Annotated in this window: 22 protein-coding genes; 14 read left to right on the top strand and 8 right to left on the bottom strand. The window is 70.4% G+C overall.

All coding sequences use genetic code 11. The annotated features are described in order from the left end of the window. Window positions 1-96: 96 nt before the first annotated feature. Window positions 97-276, bottom strand: coding sequence for a DUF397 domain-containing protein (locus D451_RS27485; protein ID WP_017535952.1), 180 nt, complete (start codon window positions 274-276; stop codon window positions 97-99). Beyond that, complete coding sequence (locus D451_RS0121720) at window positions 273-1,079, bottom strand: helix-turn-helix domain-containing protein (RefSeq protein WP_081616114.1); 807 nt, start codon at window positions 1,077-1,079, stop codon at window positions 273-275. Before D451_RS0121720 ends, D451_RS27485 begins: the two co-directional genes overlap by 4 nt. Before the next feature lie 677 nt (window positions 1,080-1,756). On the opposite strand from D451_RS0121720, the gene D451_RS0121725 reads away from it, so the two are divergent. The 6 genes from D451_RS0121725 to D451_RS0121750 all read left to right on the top strand — a co-directional run bounded on the left by D451_RS0121725 (window position 1,757) and on the right by D451_RS0121750 (window position 4,914). After that, window positions 1,757-1,957: a hypothetical protein gene (locus D451_RS0121725; RefSeq protein ID WP_017535954.1), complete on the top strand. Its 201-nt coding sequence runs from the start codon at window positions 1,757-1,759 to the stop codon at window positions 1,955-1,957. 377 nt (window positions 1,958-2,334) lie between these two features. Then, on the top strand, window positions 2,335-2,592 hold the full coding sequence (locus tag D451_RS27490; protein WP_026125260.1) for a hypothetical protein: 258 nt from the start codon (window positions 2,335-2,337) through the stop codon (window positions 2,590-2,592). Beyond that, a complete protein-coding gene (locus D451_RS0121735; RefSeq protein ID WP_017535955.1) occupies window positions 2,577-3,611 on the top strand; it encodes a helix-turn-helix domain-containing protein in 1,035 nt (344 codons plus the stop codon). The genes D451_RS27490 and D451_RS0121735 overlap by 16 nt, the downstream gene beginning before the upstream one ends. 136 nt (window positions 3,612-3,747) lie before the next feature. Then, window positions 3,748-3,954 (top strand): DUF397 domain-containing protein, encoded by a 207-nt coding sequence (locus D451_RS0121740; RefSeq protein ID WP_017535956.1) that lies wholly within the window; start codon window positions 3,748-3,750, stop codon window positions 3,952-3,954. A gap of 193 nt (window positions 3,955-4,147) precedes the next feature. Further along, window positions 4,148-4,669, top strand: a complete 522-nt coding sequence (locus D451_RS0121745) for a helix-turn-helix domain-containing protein (RefSeq protein WP_026125261.1) — start codon at window positions 4,148-4,150, stop codon at window positions 4,667-4,669. Window positions 4,670-4,746: 77 nt separating this feature from the next. After that, window positions 4,747-4,914 (top strand): BldC family transcriptional regulator, encoded by a 168-nt coding sequence (locus tag D451_RS0121750; protein WP_014910824.1) that lies wholly within the window; start codon window positions 4,747-4,749, stop codon window positions 4,912-4,914. A gap of 548 nt (window positions 4,915-5,462) precedes the next feature. Here the strand turns inward: D451_RS0121750 and D451_RS0121755 are convergent. The 4 genes from D451_RS0121755 to D451_RS0121770 all read right to left on the bottom strand — a co-directional run bounded on the left by D451_RS0121755 (window position 5,463) and on the right by D451_RS0121770 (window position 9,892). Further along, window positions 5,463-6,782: a YjiH family protein gene (locus D451_RS0121755; protein WP_017535957.1), complete on the bottom strand. Its 1,320-nt coding sequence runs from the start codon at window positions 6,780-6,782 to the stop codon at window positions 5,463-5,465. A 172-nt stretch (window positions 6,783-6,954) separates the two neighbouring features. Beyond that, entirely contained in the window at window positions 6,955-7,980 is a 1,026-nt protein-coding gene (locus D451_RS0121760; RefSeq protein WP_014913437.1) for an ABC transporter substrate-binding protein, read from the bottom strand. Further along, a complete protein-coding gene (locus tag D451_RS0121765) occupies window positions 7,980-8,762 on the bottom strand; it encodes an ABC transporter ATP-binding protein (RefSeq protein WP_014910666.1) in 783 nt (260 codons plus the stop codon). Before D451_RS0121765 ends, D451_RS0121760 begins: the two co-directional genes overlap by 1 nt. Next, window positions 8,762-9,892, bottom strand: a complete 1,131-nt coding sequence (locus D451_RS0121770; protein ID WP_014911873.1) for a FecCD family ABC transporter permease — start codon at window positions 9,890-9,892, stop codon at window positions 8,762-8,764. The genes D451_RS0121765 and D451_RS0121770 overlap by 1 nt, the downstream gene beginning before the upstream one ends. Before the next feature lie 47 nt (window positions 9,893-9,939). Here D451_RS0121770 and D451_RS0121775 point away from each other — a divergent pair, with 47 nt between their 5' ends. The 5 genes from D451_RS0121775 (at window position 9,940) to D451_RS0121795 (ending at window position 15,037) form a co-directional block, all read left to right on the top strand. Beyond that, window positions 9,940-10,794: a helix-turn-helix domain-containing protein gene (locus tag D451_RS0121775; protein WP_014909377.1), complete on the top strand. Its 855-nt coding sequence runs from the start codon at window positions 9,940-9,942 to the stop codon at window positions 10,792-10,794. Between the two features lie 307 nt (window positions 10,795-11,101). After that, on the top strand, window positions 11,102-12,127 hold the full coding sequence (locus D451_RS0121780; RefSeq protein WP_026125263.1) for an iron-siderophore ABC transporter substrate-binding protein: 1,026 nt from the start codon (window positions 11,102-11,104) through the stop codon (window positions 12,125-12,127). After that, window positions 12,124-13,173, top strand: a complete 1,050-nt coding sequence (locus D451_RS0121785) for a FecCD family ABC transporter permease (protein WP_017535959.1) — start codon at window positions 12,124-12,126, stop codon at window positions 13,171-13,173. The genes D451_RS0121780 and D451_RS0121785 overlap by 4 nt, the downstream gene beginning before the upstream one ends. After that, window positions 13,170-14,228, top strand: a complete 1,059-nt coding sequence (locus D451_RS0121790) for a FecCD family ABC transporter permease (protein ID WP_017535960.1) — start codon at window positions 13,170-13,172, stop codon at window positions 14,226-14,228. Before D451_RS0121785 ends, D451_RS0121790 begins: the two co-directional genes overlap by 4 nt. Then, window positions 14,225-15,037: an ABC transporter ATP-binding protein gene (locus tag D451_RS0121795; protein ID WP_017535961.1), complete on the top strand. Its 813-nt coding sequence runs from the start codon at window positions 14,225-14,227 to the stop codon at window positions 15,035-15,037. The genes D451_RS0121790 and D451_RS0121795 overlap by 4 nt, the downstream gene beginning before the upstream one ends. A 68-nt stretch (window positions 15,038-15,105) precedes the next feature. On the opposite strand, the gene D451_RS0121800 is transcribed toward D451_RS0121795, so the two are convergent. Both D451_RS0121800 and D451_RS0121805 read right to left on the bottom strand, forming a co-directional pair. Then, window positions 15,106-16,101 (bottom strand): ABC transporter substrate-binding protein, encoded by a 996-nt coding sequence (locus tag D451_RS0121800; RefSeq protein ID WP_017535962.1) that lies wholly within the window; start codon window positions 16,099-16,101, stop codon window positions 15,106-15,108. Between the two features lie 107 nt (window positions 16,102-16,208). Next, window positions 16,209-16,976: a siderophore-interacting protein gene (locus D451_RS0121805; protein ID WP_026125264.1), complete on the bottom strand. Its 768-nt coding sequence runs from the start codon at window positions 16,974-16,976 to the stop codon at window positions 16,209-16,211. Window positions 16,977-17,208: 232 nt separating this feature from the next. Between D451_RS0121805 and D451_RS0121810 the strand changes: the two genes are divergently transcribed. The 3 genes from D451_RS0121810 (at window position 17,209) to D451_RS0121820 (ending at window position 21,581) form a co-directional block, all read left to right on the top strand. Continuing rightward, window positions 17,209-18,960: an ABC transporter ATP-binding protein gene (locus D451_RS0121810; protein ID WP_017535963.1), complete on the top strand. Its 1,752-nt coding sequence runs from the start codon at window positions 17,209-17,211 to the stop codon at window positions 18,958-18,960. Further along, entirely contained in the window at window positions 18,957-20,753 is a 1,797-nt protein-coding gene (locus D451_RS0121815; RefSeq protein ID WP_017535964.1) for an ABC transporter ATP-binding protein, read from the top strand. Before D451_RS0121810 ends, D451_RS0121815 begins: the two co-directional genes overlap by 4 nt. 144 nt (window positions 20,754-20,897) lie before the next feature. Then, on the top strand, window positions 20,898-21,581 hold the full coding sequence (locus D451_RS0121820) for a GntR family transcriptional regulator (RefSeq protein WP_017535965.1): 684 nt from the start codon (window positions 20,898-20,900) through the stop codon (window positions 21,579-21,581). Window positions 21,582-21,618 lie beyond the last annotated feature (37 nt).

Raw genomic sequence — 21,618 nt, forward strand, 5'->3', positions numbered from 1 at the left:
TGGAAGTCGTTCATCGCACCCCTTCAGAGATGGGGTGTTGCAACGACCGTTAGAACCTAAGGAGCCTGGCGGGGGTCGGTCTATGAGCAGCCTCGGTTACCTAGATGATGTCGCCCGAAGGAGCGCGCTCCACTCGACTGCGGGGAAGGAAAGATGGCCGCTCTCCCTGTTCTTGGTGTCGCGGACGTGAGTCTCACATCCCTCCGCGACCTCCACGCAGTCACCACCGCGACCGTCACTGTGGGATGACGTGTGCCAGGCCCACTGTTCGTTCATTTCAAGCCCTTCATGATGTCCTGGATTAGCTCAACGGAACGGATGGGGGACAGGGCCTCTGCTTGCAGTGCCCCGAACAACTCCGCCATCTCCTCAATCTCACCATCCTTGTCGAAGGCAGTGCCTCCCAGGGTGTGTTCCATACGGACGATCTTGCGGTTGTCGTTCATCGTCATCAGGCGAAACGGTCCGCAGAGACCACAGTGCCTTCGCACTTCGCCCGGGATCACCTGGAACCGGATCTTATCGTCCTTGGCCAGCTTGACGATGTGGTGAAGCTGCTTGTACATGATCTCCTCATCGCCGACGATCCTGTCAACGACGATTTGGTCCACTACGAACCACAGCAGAGGGCGCTGGGTAAGGTTCGGCAGCCTGTTCACGCGGAGTTCAACAACCTCCTCGATCTCCTCCTGAGTCTTCCGCACCTGCCGAGCCGTGACGAGTACACGGGTGTACTCGGGGGTCTGGAGTAGCCCTGGGATCAGGATGGGGTGGTACTCGCAGATCTTCCTGGAGCGGAGTTCGGATTCCAGCGCATCCTTGAACCATGGCAGGACATCTTTCCCCTCAACGACATCCAGCCATTGTTGTAACAGCTCGCCATCGGTAGCGAACATCTCGTCCAGTTTGCGAACATGAGCCTTGATTGGGGCCCTTGTCGCCCTCTCTAGGTGGCCGACCATCCCCCCGCTCAGGGACAGTCCTTTGCCGACCTCGGCAAGTGAAAAACCAGCTCTCTTGCGGTGTCGCCGAAGTAGTTCACCAAACCCACGCCATTCGGGTAGCACCTTGTCTCCCATGGAACTAGCTAACTACGGATGGTTACTTTTTACAACCCCTATGAAACATTGAATCCCTGATTGGTTGTATCACTGGCCCTCTGACCTGCGGCTTGGCATAGTCATCATCAGGTGCCTGCGGCACCCCCTTTGGTTCAAGAGAAACCAAGGGGAGGTTTCAGGTCAGATGCTCCCTTGCTGAGGGATTTGAGGGTTTCTGGGGCAAAGGTTCTCGTGAGCGCGATAGATCACGGGGTGACCTCCTTGGCTCTCACCCTTGGTGAGGGAGGACGATATTGGTTCGTTTCGAACAGAAGGCGCGAATCGAACTCTGAACAACAAGAACCCCGGGGGCCGAAGTCGAAGGCGGCCGCCCGGGGTTGTGACCCACCCCGATATGCCCGAGGTGAGATGCCATGAAGTGTACTGCTCTGAGGCCGCGCCACGACAGGCCTTTGTCCTTTGCCTACCAAGTGCTCCACTACCCCGATCCCGACAGGCTGGGCCTGCGGGTTCGGCACACGGTCGCGGCTCGTGCTGCCGCGCAGCGTTGGGTGCGTCGGCATGCTGCTCGGGGGATCGCCAACCCGATGGCGGCTGCTGAGATCGCGAACCGGGCGTCGTTGATCGCGTGGGAGTTGATGGACAACGCCCATCGTCATTCTCACTCGGGTGCTCCTGATCAGACGCTCACGCTGATGTTGGAACGTTCGCGGTATCTGTTGTCGATCATGGTCACCGACGCCGGACCCACCCCGGGCCGTAAGAAGCTCTCGTTCCCGGAGCAGAAGAGCCACGGCGGTGGTCTGGGGCGGGTGGCTTCACTCTCCTTCTATTGGGACTGGGACGGATGCGCAGGCCTACCGGTGACGGTCAAGGCCCGGATCGAACTTCCCTGACCAGAAGCAAGGAGCAGAACGCCATGAGCATGATCCCGACACAGGTCCGACGCACCCTCCCACCCACCACGTTCACCCCACCGGCGCAGCGGGGCACGCACGCCCAGCCGTCTCGGAGGGGCACGTATGCCCCGACAGCCCGGACGGAAACCCTCACCCCACCCAAAACCACCGACACCACCGCCGCCGCTACTAGCCCGGTCATCCCAAAGGTGCGGAAGAGCTGGTTCGGTCTTCGGCGCCGGTTCGCTCATTGGGCCGGGTTTCTTCCGACCTCCGGCGATCCTGAGCGGCCCGCTCCGCCGAAGCCTCCGGTCCCTCTTCCCCGGCGCACCCCGCGTCCCCCGTCCACCTCGCCGGCTCCTGCTTCGCGTTCGGTGGAGCAGAACGCGGCCGCGGAGTTGAGCGCGTTGCGGTTGTTGGGTCGGTTGAGTGTCCAGCAGCGGTTGGCTCGGGTCGATCACCGGTTGAGTCTGGCTCGGCTGTTGGTCGACGGGATTTTGGACGAACGCTCCCGCGTGGAACGGCAACTGCGCGAAGCCGAGCGGGCCGAGCAGGACGCCGGCACCCAAGAACTCGGCGTGGCCATACGCCGATACCTGGCGCAAGGGGGTCGGACATGGACGACCTCTTGACCCCTGGCCAGGCCGCCTCGGAGTGGGGGGTGTCGTATGCGACCGCAGCCCGCTGGGCCCGCGAAGGCGTGATCCCGGCTCTGCATGTGGGCCGTCGTTACTACTACCTCCAGGGCATCGTCGACCAGGTCCGACGCGCCAGGGCCACAGGCACCGCCCCTTACCCGAACCACGACGCGAGCGCGGGGGTAGCGATGACGATGACCTGGGGCGCGGCCCGCAGTGGAACTTTGTTGGATCGTGAGGAATGGGCGTTGACCAACGCGGCCCGGACGTTCGATTACCTGGACTACGGCAAGGACTCCTGGAGCCAGGACCGCCATGTCGCCGTCAAGATGGCCGAGGCCTCACCCGGTCTGGCGGGGCAGATGTTGGTGCACCGCAAAGCCCGCGAAGGTGTGGTCGACGCGGTCTGCCGCTCCTTCCCCCAAGTCGTGGATCTGGGCTGCGGGCTACCGACGATGCGCCGCGCCCCGCACGAGCGGGGTCGGGTGTTGTGGGGACCTCAGGCTCGGACGGTCTATGTCGACCACGATCTCGCCGCCTTGGCCGCCGCTCGGGCGTGGTGGGAGCATCCGGCTCAGGTTCGGGGGTACAACGTGCGGGTCTTGGACCTGGACCTGCGTTACCCGGGGGGCCTGACCGCCGCGTTGGGTGAGCATCTGGATCTGTCGGTGCCGGTGGGGGTGCTCTCCACCCTGACCCTGGACCACCTCGAAGACGAAGAACTGGCCGGGTTGGTGGAGGCGTTGGCCTCCCGGCTGGCTCCGGGCAGCGGCTGGGGGATCACCCATCTGTCCGGGATGAACGGCGCCGCCGATGTCTATACCGGCCAAGCCGTGGAACAGGGGGCGGATACCCGGTTGGTGGCACGCGAGCCGGAGGGGCTGCGGAAGGTCTTCGAGACCGCAGGGTGGCGGTGGCGGGCCTCGCCGCCGGATGACCCGGGCCGGGGAGAGCCGCCGATCGCCGCCCTGACCACCCTCGCCCGGCCTGACGGCTGCGTCGAGACCGGCTGATCGGGTCGTGAAAAGACTCGGTGCCCTCACCGTACGAGTGAGGGCACCGTAGAGCCCGCGTGGGCTCGTTCCCGGGGGCGGTTGCCGCCGCTTCCCGGGGTTTCAAGCGAAAACCAAAGCAGATCGAGGATATTTCATGAAGATCGTCGAGACCCAGGGCCGTAGGTCCCTGACCGCCGGGGTGTGGCACAAGGCCGAAGCCTCTCAGGGCGCTTCCAACTGCGCCGCCGCCAAGCTCATCGACGACGGGAACGTGTTGATGGGCGACACCCAGAACCCCGACCAGGTCCGACTGACCCTGCCGGGCAGCGCTTGGGACGCGCTGGTGCGCACCCTGGCCTAGCAACTCCCACCAAGACGACGGGGCACTTGCGGCCTGGCAGCAGCAACGCGTGGCCCGTCCGGTGTCCCAGGAGGCGCGCCCTCACCGGCGCCCTCCTGGGGCCCACCCCTGCTCGGAAGCACAGAGAAGCTCTCGCACCTCTTGTCCACCCGGCCCCGAACAGCCCGAACACCGTATGAACGATGACCGGCCCATGTCGGCGAAGAGCAAGGAGACCCAGGTGGATCAGGACGCGGACTCCCTGTGCACCGAGTCCAAGAAAGCATTGGGCGTCCACCTGAAACGGCTGCGCAAGAGGGCCGGGTTGAGCGGCTACCGACTCTCGGGGGTGGATCAGTCGACGGTCTCGCGGATCGAGACCGGACGCATCCGCCCCTCCCACGAGCTCCTGACCAGGCTTCTCGACTCGTACGAAGCCGATCAAGAGGGTCGGGAGCAGGCCTACCTGCTGTGGGACCAGGCCCAACTGCCGCTTCAGACCCGGCGTCGGCAGGTCGAGGGGACCCGTCCGGCGTGGGACCAGGCCGCCCGCCCGGCCTGCGGCCCCACCTTGTTGGCCGGGGCCAGCGCCGCGGAGGACGCCGCCCGCTATCTCACCCGTGCGCAGTGGGCGGGTAACAGCCCGGCCCGACGTAGCGCGCTGTTGGACGACGCCGAGGGGCGCCTGGTGCAGGTCTTGGCCGCGCTGCACGCCGCCCGGACACGGACACGTTGAACGACCACGTTTTTCCACGACCCCTGATAACGACCCCCTTTTGAGAGAAGAACATGACGCAGCCGGATGTCGACCCCATGGACCTGCTCACCCCACAGGAGGTCGCGCAGGCCTTCCGGGTGGATCCCAAGACCGTCCGTCTGTGGGCCCAGGAAGGCAGACTGCGCTGGGTTCGCACCCTGGGCGGACACCGTCGCTACTTCAAGTCCGACGTTCAACGCCTGCTCACCGAACCCGGACGATGACCCGCCGACGGACCGCGACAGCGGTGTGAAAGCCGGCGCGGCGGCGCGGTCGACCTCGGACGACACGGACCACCCCTCCGCGAACTCCGTCAAGGTCCCGTACCGCCGCGCCCACCAAGCCCCGCCGCCTTCGGGTGGCGAAGGCCTCGCCCGGACCTGGATCCGGGTGGGGTCGTGGGGGAGCGGGCCGGGGGTGTCACCACCACCTCCGGCCCCTCCACGAACCTTCGCGCAACGATGCGAAGAAGACCGCTCCGCACTCGACGGGTCGGAGCAGCCATAGATCGTGAGGGCCGGCTGGATATCGGAGCCGCGGGACTGGAGACCCGGCGGCTCCGATCGGGACCCTCCGCAGGGGGCCGCACCCGAAGCGCACTTCGGGTGCGGCCCCCGACCAACGACCACCCCACCACCGGAACGCCCCGGACGAACCCTCTTCCACGAACCCCCGGCGCATAGGGGAGGGGCCTCTTCGAAAAGAGACCGGTTCCGGCCGGAGCACGCCCCTCTTCCCCGGTGAAGCCCCACCCGCTACCGCGTGCCGAGCCTCAGGAGCCGACCAGCAGGTAGGCCAGAGGGGTGGTGATGAGGACGCTCAGGGCCACCCGCTGGAACCAGATCACCACCAGGTTCCACACCGTCAACGGGATGCTCGTGGCCAGGACGCAGGGGACCAGAGCGGAGAAGAAGACGATGGCCGACACCGACACCACCCCCACGACCAGGCGCAGGACCGCGTCCTCCGCGCCCGCGGTCATGGTCGCGGGCAGGAACACCTCGGCGATACCGGCGGAGAGGGCCTTGGCGGTCTCGGCCGGTTCGGGGAGACGGACCAGCCAGGTGAAGGGCAGGAGGAGGTAGCCCATCAGGTCGAAGACGGGGGTGTACCGGGCCAGGATCAGGCCGAATGTTCCGACCGACATGATCGACGGCAGGATGGACATCGACATCCGCACGCCCTCGACGAGGTTGGTCCGCACGCCCCGGGCCAGGGGAGGCGCCGCGCGCAGCGCCCTGCGGGCCTCCGCCCAGGCGGCCTGGAGGCGTCGTTCGTCGATCCTCTCCTCGGGATGGGCCGTCGCCCCGGGGAACGGGGTGTCGGGGATCCGGCTCAGCGGCGGGACGCGGACGAGGATCGCCGTGACCGCGTAGGTGACGAACAGCGACAGCAGGAAGTAGGTCGTCCACATCCCCATCAGGTCGAGGGTGTTGGCGATGACCACCATGAACGTCACCGAGACGGTGGAGAAGCCGACGGCGATGATGGCCGCCTCCCGACCGGTGTACCGGCCGGAGCGGTACACGCGGTCGGTGATCAGCAGTCCGAGCGAGTAGCTTCCGACGAACGAGGCGGCGGCGTCGACGGCGGACCGTCCGGGGACACGCCACAGGGGTCGCATGACGCGTTGCATGAGCACGCCGACGAACTCCAGCAGGCCGTAGCCGACCAGGAGGGCGAGGAAGACCGCCCCGACGGGGACGAGCAGGCCGACGTTGACGGCGACGGAGTCGAACAGGAACGGGGCCAGGTCCTCCTGCAGGAACCAGGCCGGGCCGACCTCCAGGACCACCATGGTGGCGGCGACCAGGCCGACGACGTTCAGGAGGGCGAACACCGTCCGGACCCGGTCGCGCCGCCACGCGCCGGTGGCGAAGGGGACCACCGTGCCCGCCGCGATGATCAGCCAGATGACGTAGGGCAGGGTCGGACCGAGGCCTTTCTGGACGAGGCCGACCAGATGGTCCAGGGGGATGGCGTTACGGTCGCCGATGGTCAAGGGCACGAAGAACATGAAGATCCCGATGCCGCTGTAGACCACCAGACGCCAGACCCCGGGCGTCCTCTCGACGGTGGTTCCCTCGCTCACCCGCGCTCCTCTCGTCGTTCCGAAACGCACGGTCCCGGCAGTGAACCAGGAGGTGACCCAGGTCACCCAGGGGGTGCGAGAGGGAAGGGTCTGATATCTCGGACGTTTCCCTTCGGAACGTGTCGCTCCGGACGCGGAGGGTGGTGGGAGGGGTGGTCGCCCGCCCCTCGGGTCAGGCCGGGTCCTCCTCCAGTGCGCGCAGGTAGTCGGCGAACCTCTCCAGCCCGTCGATGTTCCGCGGCCCGGAGATGCCCTCGTTGTAGTCCAGGACGAAGAAGTTCTCCTCCACCACCGCCGGTACCTCGGCCAGCGCGGGGAAGGAGGTGAGGAAGTCGATCTTGTCCTCGGCCGACTGCTCGCCGTAGTCCAGCACGATGATCACCTCGGGGTCGGCGTCGACCACGGCCTCCCAGCCGACCCGGGTCCAGCGTTCGTCCAGGTCACCGAAGACGTTCTCGCCCCCGGCGTGGGAGATGATGTCCTGTGGTGGCACCTGGGATCCGGCGGTGAACGCCTGGTCGGTGCCGGAGTCGTAGAGGAAGACCGACACGGGGTCGCCCTCCGGGGCCCGTTCGACCACCCGGTCCACCCGTTCGCGGTACCCCTCGACCAGCTCCTCGGCGCGTTCGGGCACCCCGAAGATCGCGCCGAGTCGTTCCAGGTCGGTGTAGAGCCCCTCGAAGGGCGTCTCCCGTTCGGGGAAGCCCGGATAGTTGTAACAGGACTCGGTGTGCATGAAGCTCTGGATGCCGAGCCCGTCCAGGATCCGCGGGGTGATCCCGCGCTCGTCGCTGAAACCGGACCGCCAGCCGGCCACCACCAGGTCGGCCTCGGCCTCCACGACCAGCTCCCGGTTGAGCAGGTCGTCGCCGAGGAACTCCACCCGGGCGTAGTCCTCGGCCCAGGGCGACTCCTCCACCGGAGGGTTGGCCGGGGGCATCACGTAACCGTGCACGTGGTCGGCCAGGCCGAGGGCGAACAGTTTGTCGGCGCTGCCGCCCTCGTAGGCGACCGCCCGCCGGGGCATGGTGTACTCCACCTCCTCTCCACAACGAAGGACGGTGGTGGTGGAGGCGGCCGTCCCGTCCTCCTCGATGCGGGCCCCGCAGGCGGTGGACAGGACGGTGAGCGCGAGCGCCGCGCAGGCGAAGGGGACGGCGGGGCGGGGGATTCTGGTGGTGGGGGAGGGGAGGGACATCAGGCTTCCTTTCGTGCGGTGGGCAGGTGGTAGAGCAGCTGGGTACGGCCGGTCCGGGGGTGGGCGACGACGGTGGCCTCGACCCCGAAGACCGTGTGGAGGAGCTCCTCGGTCAGGACCTCCTCGGGCGTTCCGACGGCCACGAGCGCGCCCTCGGAGAGCACGCCGATGACGTCGCAGGCCGCGGCGGCCAGGTTGAGGTCGTGCAGGACCACGAGCGCGGTCACGCCCGACTCGCGGACCAGGGCGAGCAGTTCGAGGCGGTGGTGCACGTCGAGGTGGTTGGTGGGCTCGTCCAGGACCAGCACCCGGGGTTCCTGGACCAGGGCGCGGGCCACGAGGACGCGTTGACGTTCGCCGCCGGAGAGTTCGAGCACCCCGCGCCCGGCCAGGTGGGACACGCCCATCCGGGCCATCGCCCACCGGCACAGCTCGCGTTCGCGGGCGTCGAGCCGCCGGCCGCCGGGCAGGTGCGGGGTGCGCCCCAGGGCGACCAGCTCCTCGACGGTGAAGTCGAGGTCGACGCCGCCCTCCTGGGTGAGCGCGGCGATCCGTCGTGCCGAGTCGCGCATGCTCATCGCGGCGAGGTCGTCCCCGTCGACCAGCACCTGTCCCTCATCGGGGGACAGGGCCCGGTAGACGCAGCGCAGGGCGGTCGACTTCCCCGATCCGTTGGGGCCGACGAGGCCGACCACCCGGCCGTCGGGCACGTCGAGGGTGAGCCGCCGTACGATCCGCCGCCCGTCCAGGTCGACGGAGAGGCCGTCCAGACGCAGTTCCATCAGCGACCTCCGAACAGGTAGCCGCGCCGGCGCATCAGGGTGATGAAGACCGGAACGCCGACCAGGGCGGTGATCACGCCCAGGGGCAGTTCGCGCGGGGCGGCGACGACCCGGGCCACCAGGTCGACCCAGACCATGAGGACGGCCCCGGCCAAGGGGGCGACGGCCAGGACGCGGCGATGGTCGGCGCCCACGAGGATGCGGACGATGTGGGGGACGACCAGGCCGACGAATCCGATCGCCCCGCTGACCGCGACCATCGCGCCGGTCATGACGGCGGTGAGCAGGAACAGGCGTCGGCGCAGGCGCGGGGCGTCCACGCCCAGCCCGGCGGCGGCCTCGTCGCCCAGGGCCATGACGTCCAGAGGGCGGGACATACGGCGCAGGAGGAGGACGCCGATCAGGATCGTGGCGGCGGCCGGGGGCAGGGTGCCCCAGGTGGCGCCGCCGAAGCCGCCCATGGTCCAGTACAGGACGGTGCCGGTGGCCTCGTTGCCGGGGGCCAGGTAGACGATCACGCTCATGATCGCCTGGAAGCCGAAGGACAGGGCGACCCCGGTCAGGACCAGACGCAGGGGGGTGACCCCTCGACGATCGTGGGCGATGGCGTAGACGAGCAGGGTGGCGGCCAGGGCGCCGAGGAAGGCCCCGACGGAGACGGCGTAGACGCCCAGGGCGGCCAGACCACCGACCACGCCGACCAGGACCGCGCCCACCGAGGCCCCGGAGGAGACGCCGAGGATGTAGGGGTCGGCCAGGGGGTTGCGGACCATCGCCTGGACGGCGACGCCCACCGCGCCCAGGCCCGCGCCGACCACGGCGGCCAGGAGGACCCTCGGGGCGCGGATCTCCCAGACGACCTGGTGACGGGTGACCTCGTCGGCCGAGATGACGCCGCCGGTCAACGCCGCCCAGAGGTGGCGGAGGGTCTCCAGGGGCGGGATCACGGCCGATCCGAGGCCGATCGCCAGGACCGCGGACAGGAGGAGGAACAGGGCCAGGAACGTCGCCGCGACGGCGGTTCCGGCGGGGGTGGCCAGGCGGCGCGGTCGGTGTTCGGGGGCCGGCGCGGGGGCGGGCGGGCTCTGGAGGGGGGCTTCGGGGTCGGGGGGAGCGGTGGTGTTCCGCATCCGACCTCCCTTCCGATTTAGGAATGAAAACGGTTTTCATTCTAGACATGGTGGGGGAGCGCGCGGGCCCTCGGGCGGTGCGTAACCTGGACGACGTGCGTGTCTCAGAGCTCGAAGGGCCTCGTCGGGAGGGGGTCGACAGCCGGCGGCTGCCGTCCTACGCCGCCGGTGAGATCGACGTGCCCTTCGTCGTCCTGGGCAGCGACGAGGTGATCGGCCGCGACACCTATTGGGAGGAGCACTCCCACCCCACGCACGAGCTGCTCTGGAATCTGCGGGGCGCCTCCTCGGCGACGGTCGGCTCCCGCGTGTGGTCCATCACCCCGTCGATCGGTCTGTGGATCCCTGCCGGGGTGCCGCATTCGGGGTGGACGCCCGCGGGCACCTGGCACCACGCGGTCCAGTTCAGCGTCCGCGAGGTCGCCCCGCTGTCCGAGCGTCCGGTCTCCGTCGAGATCACGCCCCTGTTGAGGCTTCTGCTCGGAAGGCTGGAGGAGGGGGAGCTCTCCGCCGAATCGCGCGCCAGGACCGAGGCGATGGTGCTCGACCTCCTCGCCCCGGCCCAGGGCGAACTCCTGCTGGACTACCCCGAGTCGCCCCTGCTGCGGCCCATCGTCGAGACGTTGCGCGAGGACCCGGCCGACACCACCACCCTGGCCGTGTGGGCGGCGCGGCTCGGGGTGAGCGCGAGGACCATCACACGCGCCTTCCACGAGGCGACCGGGCTCGGTTTCAGCCGTTGGACGGCGGCCGCGCGGGTGCAGCACGCGATCACGATGCTCGCGCGGGGCGACGGTATCGACGAGGTCGCCGAGCGGGTCGGTTATCGCTCGGCCAGTTCGTTCAGTACGGCCTTCCGGCGGGTGACGGGGATGAGTCCGGGGCGTTTTCGCGCGGGCTGACGCCGGTGTCCCAGGGGTCTGGTGAGGGAACATTCGTGCGCTGAATGTCCGTTTCGCGAATAACGGTGTCACATCTGAGTGATTGCACGGTCGAGTGCGGCGCTCTAGGTTTGGTTAGGCAATCCTTACTTCGATGTGCGGCCCGGTCCGGCGTCGTGCCATCCCCCTGTGTCGTCGTCGAAGGGTCCCGCTCCGCTCTCATGTGGTCACCCACGGTGTTCATTTCCTCGCCCCGGGTGCCCGAGCGCGGCCGGGCGGGACGGGAACGCGCCGGACGGGGCCGACGCCCCACGAACGAAAGGAAGACATGCGCCGAGTGACGAGGTCGGTCGTCCCCCTCACCGCCGTACTGATGACCGCCGGACTCGTGGCCTGCTCCCCGGGCGGGACCGAAGAGGCCTCCGAGACCTCCGGGGACTGGGAACCCATCACCATCGAGCACGCCCTGGGCACCACCACCATCGAGAACCGCCCCGAACGGGTGGCCACCGTCAACTGGGCCAACCACGAGGTCCCCCTCGCCCTGGGGGTCGTCCCCGTGGGCATGGCCTCCGCCGACTTCGGCGACGACGATGGCGACGGCGTCCTCCCCTGGGTCGACGAACGACTGGAGGAACTGGACGCCGAGACCCCGGTGCTGTTCGACGAGACCGACGGCATCGACTTCGAGGCGGTCGCCGACACCGCCCCCGACGTCATCCTGGCCGCCTACTCCGGCCTCACCCAGGAGGACTACGACACCCTGAGCGAGATCGCCCCCGTCGTCGCCTACCCCGAGACCGCCTGGGGCACCCCGTGGCGGGAGATGATCGAGATCAACAGCCGGGCCCTGGGCCTGGAGGAGGAGGGGCGGGAGCTCGTCACCGAACTGGAGGGCGAGATCGAGGAGGCGGTCGCCGACCACCCGGAGATCGAGGGCCGCTCCACCATGTTCCTGACCCACGTGGACACCACCGACCTCAGCGAGGTCGGCTTCTACACCACGCACGACACCCGGGCCCTGTTCTTCGAGGACCTGGGGATGAGCACCCCCGAGAGCGTCGCCGAGGTCTCGGCCGAGACCGACCTCTTCGCGCTCACCCGCGCCGCCGAGCAGGCCGACGTCTTCGACGACGTCGACATCATCGTCACCTACGGCGGCGAAGAGACCGTCGAGGCCCTCGAAGGCGACCCGCTCCTGTCCCAGATGCCCGCCGTGGAGAAGGGGGCAGTGGTGAGCCTGCCGGGCGACGCGCCGCTGGGCACCGCCGCCAACCCCACACCCCTGTCGATCTCCTGGGTCCTGGACGACTACCTGTCGCTCCTGGCCGAGGCCGCGGAAGGGGACCGGTGACCACGACGGACACCCGTCCCGCCGAACCCGCCGGGATCGGCGCCGTGCGACGCCCACGACGCCTGCGCGTCCTGGGGCTCGCGGCGCTGGTCCTGGTGGTCCTCGGCCTGATGTGCGTCTCCGTGGCCGTCGGCACGCGCGACGTCGGCCGGGACGCCATCGTGGCGGCGCTGGGCGGCTCGGTGGAGGGGTTCGACGAGGCGGCCGTGGCCAAACGCGTCCCCCGCACCCTGCTCGCGGTCCTGGCCGGCGCGGCCCTGGGCGTGGCCGGGGCGGTCATGCAGGGCGTGACCCGCAACCCCATCGCCGACCCCGGCATCCTCGGCGTGAACATGGGAGCCTCGCTCGCCGTGGTCGTGGGGATGGCCTCCTTCGGCCTGGCCTCGGCCACCCACTTCGTCTGGGCGGCCGTCGTCGGAGGCGGGATCACCGCCGTCTTCGTCTACATCATCGGCTCCCTGGGCCGGGGCGGCGCCACCCCGCTCAAACTCGCGCTGGCGGGCACGGCCGTCTCGGCCGCCCTGTCCTCGTTCATCAGCGCCATCGTCCTGCCGCGCAACGACATCGCCGGCGGGGTCCGCTCCTGGCAGATCGGCGGGGTGGGCGGCGCGACCTACGACTCGCTGACGCAGATCCTGCCCTTCCTGGTCGTGGGCTTCGCGCTGTGCCTGGCGTGCGCGCGCGGACTCGACATGCTGGCCCTGGGCGACGACCTGGCCGCCGGCCTGGGGGAGAGGGTGGCCCTGGCCCGAGGCGGGGCCTCGCTGGGCGCGGTGACCCTGTGCGGCGCCGCCACCGCCGTCACCGGGCCGATCGCCTTCGTCGGGCTGGTCGTACCGCACGTGTGCCGGCTCCTGACCGGCCCCGGTCACCGATGGCTGATCCCCTTCTCCGCCCTGGGCGGGGCCGCGCTGCTCACCGCGGCGGACGTGGTCGGCCGGATCGTGGCCCGCCCGGCCCAGATCGACGTCGGGATCGTGACCGCCCTCATCGGCGCCCCCTTCTTCATCCACATCGTCCGCCGTCAGAAGGTCCGCTCGCTGTGAACCCGTCCCTGTCCACCGCCCCGTCCACGGCCACTCTCCGGGCCGTGACCCGGGGGCGCGTCCGCCGGACACGGCGTAGACGCACCGTCATCGTGGCCCTGGCCGTCCTCATCGTCGTCGTGTTCGCCCTCACCCTGATGGTGGGCCGGACCTTCTACCCGCCCGGGGATGTGCTGCGGGTCGTCCTGGGTCACGACGTGCCGGGCGCCTCCTTCACCGTGGGCCGGCTGCGCCTGCCGCGCGCCGCCCTCGCGGTCGCGGCCGGACTGTGCTTCGGGCTCGCCGGGTCCACCTTCCAGACCATGCTGCGCAACCCCCTGGCCAGCCCGGACATCATCGGGATCAGCTCGGGGGCGAGCGCTGCTGCGACCTTCGCGATCGTCGTCCTGGGGCTGAGCGGCCCCACGGTCTCGGTGGTGGCGATCGTCTCCGGTCTGGCGATCTCCACCCTCGTGTACGCGCTCGCTTACAAGGGAGGCGTGGCCGGGACCCGGCTCATCCTCATCGGCATCGGGGTCGCGGCGATGTTGGACAGCGTCACCTCCTACGTCCTCGACCGAGCCCCCGAATGGGACCTCCAGGAGGCGCTGCGGTGGCTGACCGGCAGCCTCAACGGCACCGACTGGAACAGGGTCGTCCCCGTCGTGATCGCCCTGGCCCTCATCGCCCCCGTACTGCTGTCCCGGGCGAACGACCTCTCGCTGTTCCAGCTGGGGGACGACACCGCCTCGGCCCTGGGCGTGCGCGCGAACCTCACCCGGCTGATCGCGGTCACCGCGGCGGTCGCGCTCATCGCCTTCGCCACCGCCGCGGCCGGACCGATCGCCTTCGTGGCCTTCCTGTGCGGGCCGATCGCGGCCCGGCTGGTGGGGCCGGACGGCTCCCTCCTGCTCCCCTCGGCCCTGGTCGGCGCGCTCCTGGTGCTCGTCGCCGACCTGGTCGGCCAGTTCCTCCTGGGCACCCGCTACCCGGTCGGCGTGGTCACCGGCGTGCTCGGCGCCCCCTATCTCGTGTATCTCATCGTTCGCACCCACCGCGCGGGAGGCTCCCTGTGACCACGGACCGCACACTGCTCGTCGAGGACCTCACCCTCGGATACCGGGACCGGACCGTCATCGACTCCTTGGACCTGGGCGTCCCGCCGGGGCGGATCACCGCGATCGTGGGCGCCAACGCCTGCGGCAAGTCGACCCTGCTGCGTTCGATGTCCCGGCTCCTGTCGCCCAAGGAGGGTCGGGTGCTCCTGGACGGCCGCGAGGTCCACCGGATGCCCTCCAAGGAGCTCGCCCGCACGCTCGGCCTGCTCCCGCAGTCGCCGATCGCCCCCGAGGGCATCACCGTCGGCGACCTGGTCGGCCGCGGACGCCACCCCCACCAGCGGGTCCTGTCCCGCTGGAGCCGGGAGGACGACGAGGCGGTCGCCGCCGCCCTCGACTCCACCGGGACGGCCGATCTCGTGGACCGGGCCGTCGACGAGCTCTCCGGCGGGCAGCGTCAACGGGTGTGGATCGCGATGGCCCTGGCTCAGCGCACCGACCTGCTCCTGCTCGACGAACCCACCACGTTCCTCGACGTCAGCCACCAGGTGGAGGTCCTGGACCTGCTCACCGACCTCAACCGCACGCTGGGCACCACCATCGTGCTGGTCCTGCACGACCTGAACCTGGCCGCCCGCTACGCCGACCACCTCGTCGCCCTCGCCGACGGGCGTCTGTACGCCGAGGGGGAGCCGGAGCGGGTGCTCACCCCGGAGACGGTCGAGGCCGTGTTCGGTCTGCGCAGTCGGATCATCACCGACCCCACCTCGGGGCGGCCCATGATGCTGCCGATCGGCCGGTACCACGCCTCCGTCGAGACCGTCTGAGGACCCGACGCGAGAGAAAGGGGGCGCCCCGCCGTACGGCGGGGCGCCCCCTTCGGAGTACCGAGGCCTCAGCCCTCCAGGGTCCCCTCGATGAGGGGGATGATCTCGTCCAAGGCGTGGTGGATGCCCAGAGTGGAACCGCTGGAGAACGCGTTGACCGTCTCCGGGTCGTCCAGGATGAGCAGACGACCGTCCTCGGCGGAGGGGATGTTCTGTAGCACCGGGTCCTCGTGCAGGAGGTCGGCGGTGTCCCCGATCGGGAAGATCACCGTCAGGTCGGCGTCCAGCGTCTCCACGAGCTCGGGGCTCAGGTCGAGGTAGAAGGCGCCGTCGGCCTTCTCCACCAGATCGGGGTCGTACTCGAAACCGAGCTCGGTGAGCACGTCCACCCGGGTGTCACCGGGGACGTAGGCCCCGTACTGGCCGTCGAAGTAGGCGCCCACCGCGATGGTCGTGTCGGCGAACTCCGGGTTCTCCTCCCGCAGGCTCTCGAACCGCTCCTCCAGCTCGGTGACGAGCTCCTCGCCGCGAGCCTCCTCGCCCAGGGCCGCCGCGACCTGGCGGGTCTGCTGCCGCCAGGTGGTGCCGTAGGTGACCTCGACCTCGGGCGGAGGTCCGACCACCGGGCCGACCGGTTCGAGCAGATCGTCACGCTCCGCGGAGTTGTCGGAGCGGGTGTCCAGGACCACGTCCGGGTCCAGGGAGGCGATCGCCTCCAGGTTCGGCTCCATCGTGCCCAGCTCGACCGGTTCGGAGTCGAGCAGGTCGGCCGCCCACGGGCCGACGTAGGGGGCGCCGTAGCCCTGCCAGTCGGCCACGCCCACCGGCTGGACCCCGAGGGCCAGAGCGGTCTCGGCGTCCGACCAGCCCAGGGCGACGACGTTCTCGGGACGATCCTCGACGGTCACGTCGCCGAACAGGGTCTCGACGGTGACGGGGAAGCCCTCGGCGCTCGCACCGGAGTCCTCGGAATCGGAGGTGCCGCCACCACAGGCGGAGAGCAGGACGGTGGACAGGGCGCCGACGGCGAGCAGGCCGAGACGGCGGGAAGGGCCGGTGTTCATGGGACCTCGGTGAAGGGACGGCGCGCCCGGAGTGGACGCGGTCATGGGAACGGAGAACAGGGGGCGGCCGGGCCCGAAGGACCCGGCGTGGGGGATCGCGGCCGGATTCAGGCGATCGCGGCCACACCCTGGCGCCAGTAGCCCAGGAAGGTGATGTCGGACTTGGGCACGCCGTGTTCACGGACCAGGGCCCGTCGCAGCCCGGTGGGCAGACCGTTCTCCCCGGCCACCCAGCAGTAGGGGCGGCCCTTGGGGAGCGTCGCCGAACGCACGGTCTCCAGGGCCAGACGCCCCGGGGTCGCGTGCGGGTCCTGACGCGGCAGCCAGTGCACCCGCACCCCCGGAGGGGCGTTCACGGTGCGCACGTCCTGCTGGGAGGGGACCTCCAGGTAGACCTGCGCGCGCAGGTCCTCGGACGCACCCTCGACGATGGAGAGCAGGGCGGGGACCGCGCTCTCGTCGCCGACCAGGAGCTGCCAGTCGGTGTCGGCCGGGGGCAGGTAGTAGATCCCCTCGGGGAACAGTCCGACCTCGTCCCCGGGCCGAGCGGAGAGCGCCCAGCCGGAGGCGGGGCTCTCGTCGCCGTGGGCGACGAACTCGATGTCCAGTTCCAGGGCGTCGGGGTCGAAACGGCGCATCGTGTAGTTGCGCACGTAGGGGCGGACCTCGTCCGGCATCTCGCGGTACTCGGGGTACCAGCGCTCGTCGGCGGACTCGGGCATGGTGAGCCGGTCCTGTCCGGGGCGGGCGAGGAAGACCCGCACGCACTGGTCCAGTCCGAGGAACTCGAAGCGGGCCAGGTCGGGGCCGCCGACGGTCACGGTGATGAAGTTGGCGGTGGTCCGCTCGGTACGCACGACCCGGGCACGGAGCATCTGACGGTGACTCGGGAACTGGATGCGCAACGCGAGACCCTTCGACCGACGGTGGATAGTGAGGTTAGGCTAACCAATATCATGCCGAAGGGGAACAGGGCATCCCCGGATGAGACGGTCATCCCAGCGCGAGAGTGTTCGAACCCCCCGGATACCCTTGCGCGGGGCCCGCTCCGGAACAGGCCCTCCCACAGGTGAAAGTCCAGGACAGCGACGGAGGACGAGCGACCACATGACCGCAGCCGAGGGTCGGACCGCCCCCGACGAACCACCCCCGACCGACGCGGCGGCCCTGCGCTCGCGCACTCTGCGTCGCCACCGCGGCCCCATCGCCCTCGGGGCCTTCTTCCTCTCCCTCCACCAACTCTGCGAGGTGCTCGTCCCGGTCGCGATCGGGCTCACCATCGACCTGGCCGTGGCCACCGGCGACGTCGTCGCCCTGGCGTGGTGCGTGGGAGGGCTGGCCCTCCTCTTCACCGTCCTGGCACTGGCCTATCGCACCGGAGCCCGCCTCACCCTCGGCGTCGCCGAACGCGAGGCCCACCTGCTGCGGCTGGAATCGGCCCACCGGGTCCTGCACCCGCACGGTGAACGCAGCGGCCTGCGCTCCGGGGAGATCCTGGCCGTGGCCACCTCCGACGCCGACCAGGCCGCCTCCTACGCGCGGGCCTGGGCGATCGGCATCGGCCAGGTCACCGCGATCGTCGCCACCACCGTCGTCCTGCTGAGCATCGACGTCCCCCTGGGGCTCGGGGTGCTCGTGGGACTGCCCCTGATGCTCCTGGCCCTGCGCTTTCCCGCCGCCCGGATCACCCGACGCACCGAGGACAAGCAGGCCACCGCGGCCCGCGCCGCCGCTGTGGCCACCGACCTGGTCGGCGGGCTGCGCGTCCTCATGGGCATCGGCGCGCGGCGCGACGCGGCCCTGCGCTACCGCGAGGTCAGCGACCGCGCCCTGACGGCCTCGGTCGGCGCCGCCGCCAGCAACGGCGTCTACACCGGCCTGGTCACCGCCGCCGGAGCCGTCTTCCTGGCCTGCGTGGCCGGGGCCTCCGGCTGGATGGCGCTCCAGGGACGCCTCACCGTCGGAGAGCTCGTCATCGTGGTGGGGCTGGCCCAGTTCCTCGCCGAACCCATCAAGGGGCTGGGGATGGTCGGCCAACTGTTCGCCATCGCCAAGGCCTCCGCCCGACGCATGGTCCGACTGCTCGGCGCCCCCGACGCCGTCACCCCCGGCGACCGGGTGCTCCCCCTCTCGGCCGCGGAGGAGGACCCGTCGGACGAACCGATCCTCGCGTTGCGCGGGGCCGGCCACCGCACCCTGGACGACGTCGACCTGACGCTGCGCCGCGGCGAACTCGTCGGGGTGCTCACCACCGACCCGCGCGACGCCGAGGCCCTGGTCGACCTGCTCTCCGGACGGGCGAACGAAGCCCGAGGGGCCACCACGGTCGGAGGGATCCCCATCGAGGAGCTCGATCTGGCCTCCCTGCGCCGTACCGTCCTGGTGGAGGAGCACGGCGTCTCCCTGTTCGAGGGCACCCTGCGCTCCAACCTGGTCACCGGCCCCGACCACGACGAGACCCGCCTGATGACCGCCCTGGAGGCGGCGGCCGCCACCGAACTGGTCGACGGCCACCCCGACGGCCTCGACCGGCCCGTGCGCGACCGCGCCACCGACCTCTCCGGAGGCCAACGTCAACGGGTCGCCCTGGCCCGGGCACTGGCCGCCGACCCACCGGTCCTGGTCCTGCACGACCCCACCACCGCCGTCGACGCCGTCACCGAGGAGGCCATCGCCCAGGGCGTGGCCACCCTGAGGGCGGCCCGAGGCGGGGCCACGCTCGTCATCGCGAGCAGCCCGGCCCTGCTGGCCAGGGCCGACCGGGTCCTGGTCCTGCGCGAAGGCCGGATCCACGCCGAGGGGACCCACACCCGGCTGGTCGAGGACGACCCCCACTATCGCGAGGCGGTTCTACGTTGAGCACCGACACCACCCGGCCCGCCGACAGCCGCGCGGAAGGGGCACCCGCCGGTCCCGACCTGCTGCCCACCGCCGGGGCCCGACGCACCTGGGGGGTGCTCGGCGAAGGTCTGCGCTCCATCCCCGGGAGCACCGCCCTGGCCCTCCTCACGGTCCTGGCCGGCAGCGCCGCCGGTCTCGTGGCGCCCTGGGCGCTGGGCACGATGGTCGACGACATCTCCTCGGGCGCCGGACCGGAGGCCATCCTCCGCTCCGCCCTGCTCATCGCCGGGGCCGCCCTCGTCGGCGGTATCCTCGTCGGCCTGGGGGCCTGGCAGGTCAGCCGAGTGGGCGAGACCGTCCTGGCCCGGCTGCGCGAACGGGTCATGGAGCGGATCCTGCACATGCCCGCCGCCCGGCTGGAACGGGTGCGCATCGGTGACCTGCTCTCCCGCGTGGGCGACGACGTCGCCGTGGTCACCACCGCCATCGCCCGCAACGGCCCCGAGGTCGTCACCGCGCTGGCCACCGTCGTGCTCACCACGGCGGGCATGACCGCCCTCGACTGGCGCCTGGGGCTGGCCGGTCTGGCCGCCCTGCCCTTCTACACCTGGGCCGTGCGCTGGTACATGCCGCGTTCGGCCCCCTACTACGCACGCGAACGCGTCGCCATGGGCGAGCGTTCCCACGCCCTGATGGGCGCCCTCCGAGGCCGCGACACCGTGCGCGCCTACCGGTTGGAGGACGTGCACGAGGAGTGCATCGCCGAACGCTCCCTGACCGCCATGAACCTGACCCTGGACGTGTTCCGCCTGTTCACCCGGCTCGGCGCCAGGATGAACGGTTCCGAACTGGTCGGCCTGGGCGCGGTCCTGGTGGTGGGCTTCTGGCTGGTGCGCGACGACCTGGTCACCGTGGGCATGGTCACCGCCGCGGCCCTGTACTTCCACCGGCTCTTCGGGCCGATCGGCTTCCTGGTCATGAACTTCAACGACGTTCAGCAGGCCGGGGCGAGCCTGGCCCGGCTCGCCGGGGTGGTCGACCTGCCGGCGGCGGAGGACCCCGGGGCGCAGGAGGGGCCGGCCGGATCCTCCCTGCGGGTGGAGGAGGTCGCCCACGCCTACGCGCCCGGAGCGCCCAAGGCCCTGGACGGGGTCTCCCTGGAGGTCGCCCCGGGCGAACGGGTGGCGCTGGTCGGGGCCAGCGGGGCGGGCAAGACCACGCTGGCCGCCGTGGTCGCGGGCCTGATCACCCCGGCCTCCGGCACGGTCTACCTGGGCGGGATCCCCTTGGACGAGCTCGGTGAACGCCGGGTGCGCGAACACGTCTTCCTGGTCAGCCAGGAGACGCACGTCTTCTCGGGCACCCTCCTGGAGGACCTGCGTCTGGCCCGCTCCGACGCCGACCGGGGCGAGGTGGAGGACGCGCTGGAGACCGTCGGCGCCCTCGACCTGGTCCGGTCCCTGCCCGAGGGGCTCGACACCGTCGTGGGCGAGGGCGGGCACGAACTCACCGCCGAACAGGCCCAGCACCTGGCGCTGGCCCGACTGGCGCTGGCCGACCCCGACCTGGCGGTGCTCGACGAGGCCACGGCCGAGGCCGGGAGCTCGGGCGCCCGGCTGTTGGAGGAGGCCGCGTCGGCCGCCACCAAGGGGCGCACCACCCTGGTGGTCGCCCATCGCCTGACCCAGGCCCGTACCGCCGACCGGATCGTGGTCATGGACCAGGGGCGCGTCGTGGAGGAGGGGCCCCACGACGAACTGGTCGCCCTCGACGGTCGTTACGCCCGCCTGTGGCGGAGCTGGCGGCGCTGAGACGTCCCCTCGCCGGCCCGGTCGTCCCCTCGGACGGCCGGGCCGCTCCGTGCCACCCCCAAGGGGCCCGATGTGCTCCGTCTCTCGTCCGGACCGGCCTGGTGTACAACTAGTATCTATGTTGTATCCAAGCTTGGAGGCACGATGAACGGCATCGGTACGGACGGCCCGGGCGTCGAGGTCGCGGCCGCCACGACACCGGAGTCCTCGGCGGGTCGGGCCTACACGGTGGTGCGGGACCGCATCCTCGACGGCGAGTACGAGGGCGGGACCATGCTCAGCGAAGGGCGGATCGCCACCGAGCTGGGGATGAGCCGCACCCCCGTGCGCGAGGCCTTCCTCCAGCTCCAGGCCGAAGGGTGGATGCGCCTGTACCCCAAGCGCGGAGCCCTGGTCCGGCCGGTGCCGCCGCACGAGTCGCGCGAGGTGCTCGAAGCGCGTCGGATGATCGAGACGACGGCGGTCGAGACCGTGTGCGCCTCCGCGGGCGGATCGCAACGGCTGGTCAGGCGTCTGCGCGAGGTGATCGACGAACAGCGTCGGGCCTGGGAGGAGAACGACCTGGCCGCCTTCAGCCGGGCCGACGTCGAGTTCCACCGCGAGGTGGTCGCCGCCGGCGGGAACTCGATCCTCCAGGGGTTCCACCGCCTGCTCCAGGACCGCCACCGCCGTATGACCACCCAGTCGATCAGCGACGACGCCACCCGGGCCGAGCGGGTCCTGGCCCAGCACACCGAACTCGCCCGGCTCATCGCCGAGGGCGACGCCGAGGGCTTCGCGCGAGCCACCGTCGAACACCTCGACGACATCCACGGCTCCAACGTGTGACCCCGGGTGGCACGACCGCCCTCATAAGGACACACCC

This window comes from Nocardiopsis alba DSM 43377 (genome assembly GCF_000341225.1).
GTDB classification, from domain to species: Bacteria; Actinomycetota; Actinomycetes; order Streptosporangiales; family Streptosporangiaceae; genus Nocardiopsis; species Nocardiopsis alba.

Excerpts from the sequence above, each read along its gene's own strand:
- D451_RS27485 (WP_017535952.1), bottom strand. The coding sequence starts at position 276 with ATGAACGAACAGTGGGCCTGGCACACGTCATCCCACAGTGACGGTCGC.
- D451_RS0121745 (WP_026125261.1), top strand. The coding sequence starts at position 4,148 with ATGTCGGCGAAGAGCAAGGAGACCCAGGTGGATCAGGACGCGGACTCC.
- D451_RS0121750 (WP_014910824.1), top strand. The coding sequence starts at position 4,747 with ATGGACCTGCTCACCCCACAGGAGGTCGCGCAGGCCTTCCGGGTGGAT.
- D451_RS0121820 (WP_017535965.1), top strand. The coding sequence starts at position 20,898 with ATGAACGGCATCGGTACGGACGGCCCGGGCGTCGAGGTCGCGGCCGCC.
- D451_RS0121760 (WP_014913437.1), bottom strand. The coding sequence starts at position 7,980 with ATGTCCCTCCCCTCCCCCACCACCAGAATCCCCCGCCCCGCCGTCCCC.
- D451_RS0121775 (WP_014909377.1), top strand. The coding sequence starts at position 9,940 with ATGGTGGGGGAGCGCGCGGGCCCTCGGGCGGTGCGTAACCTGGACGAC.
- D451_RS0121805 (WP_026125264.1), bottom strand. The coding sequence starts at position 16,976 with ATGCTCCGTGCCCGGGTCGTGCGTACCGAGCGGACCACCGCCAACTTC.
- D451_RS0121720 (WP_081616114.1), bottom strand. The coding sequence starts at position 1,079 with ATGGGAGACAAGGTGCTACCCGAATGGCGTGGGTTTGGTGAACTACTT.
- D451_RS0121735 (WP_017535955.1), top strand. The coding sequence starts at position 2,577 with ATGGACGACCTCTTGACCCCTGGCCAGGCCGCCTCGGAGTGGGGGGTG.
- D451_RS0121800 (WP_017535962.1), bottom strand. The coding sequence starts at position 16,101 with ATGAACACCGGCCCTTCCCGCCGTCTCGGCCTGCTCGCCGTCGGCGCC.
- D451_RS0121740 (WP_017535956.1), top strand. The coding sequence starts at position 3,748 with ATGAAGATCGTCGAGACCCAGGGCCGTAGGTCCCTGACCGCCGGGGTG.
- D451_RS0121725 (WP_017535954.1), top strand. The coding sequence starts at position 1,757 with ATGTTGGAACGTTCGCGGTATCTGTTGTCGATCATGGTCACCGACGCC.
- D451_RS0121810 (WP_017535963.1), top strand. The coding sequence starts at position 17,209 with ATGACCGCAGCCGAGGGTCGGACCGCCCCCGACGAACCACCCCCGACC.
- D451_RS0121780 (WP_026125263.1), top strand. The coding sequence starts at position 11,102 with ATGCGCCGAGTGACGAGGTCGGTCGTCCCCCTCACCGCCGTACTGATG.
- D451_RS0121765 (WP_014910666.1), bottom strand. The coding sequence starts at position 8,762 with ATGGAACTGCGTCTGGACGGCCTCTCCGTCGACCTGGACGGGCGGCGG.
- D451_RS0121770 (WP_014911873.1), bottom strand. The coding sequence starts at position 9,892 with ATGCGGAACACCACCGCTCCCCCCGACCCCGAAGCCCCCCTCCAGAGC.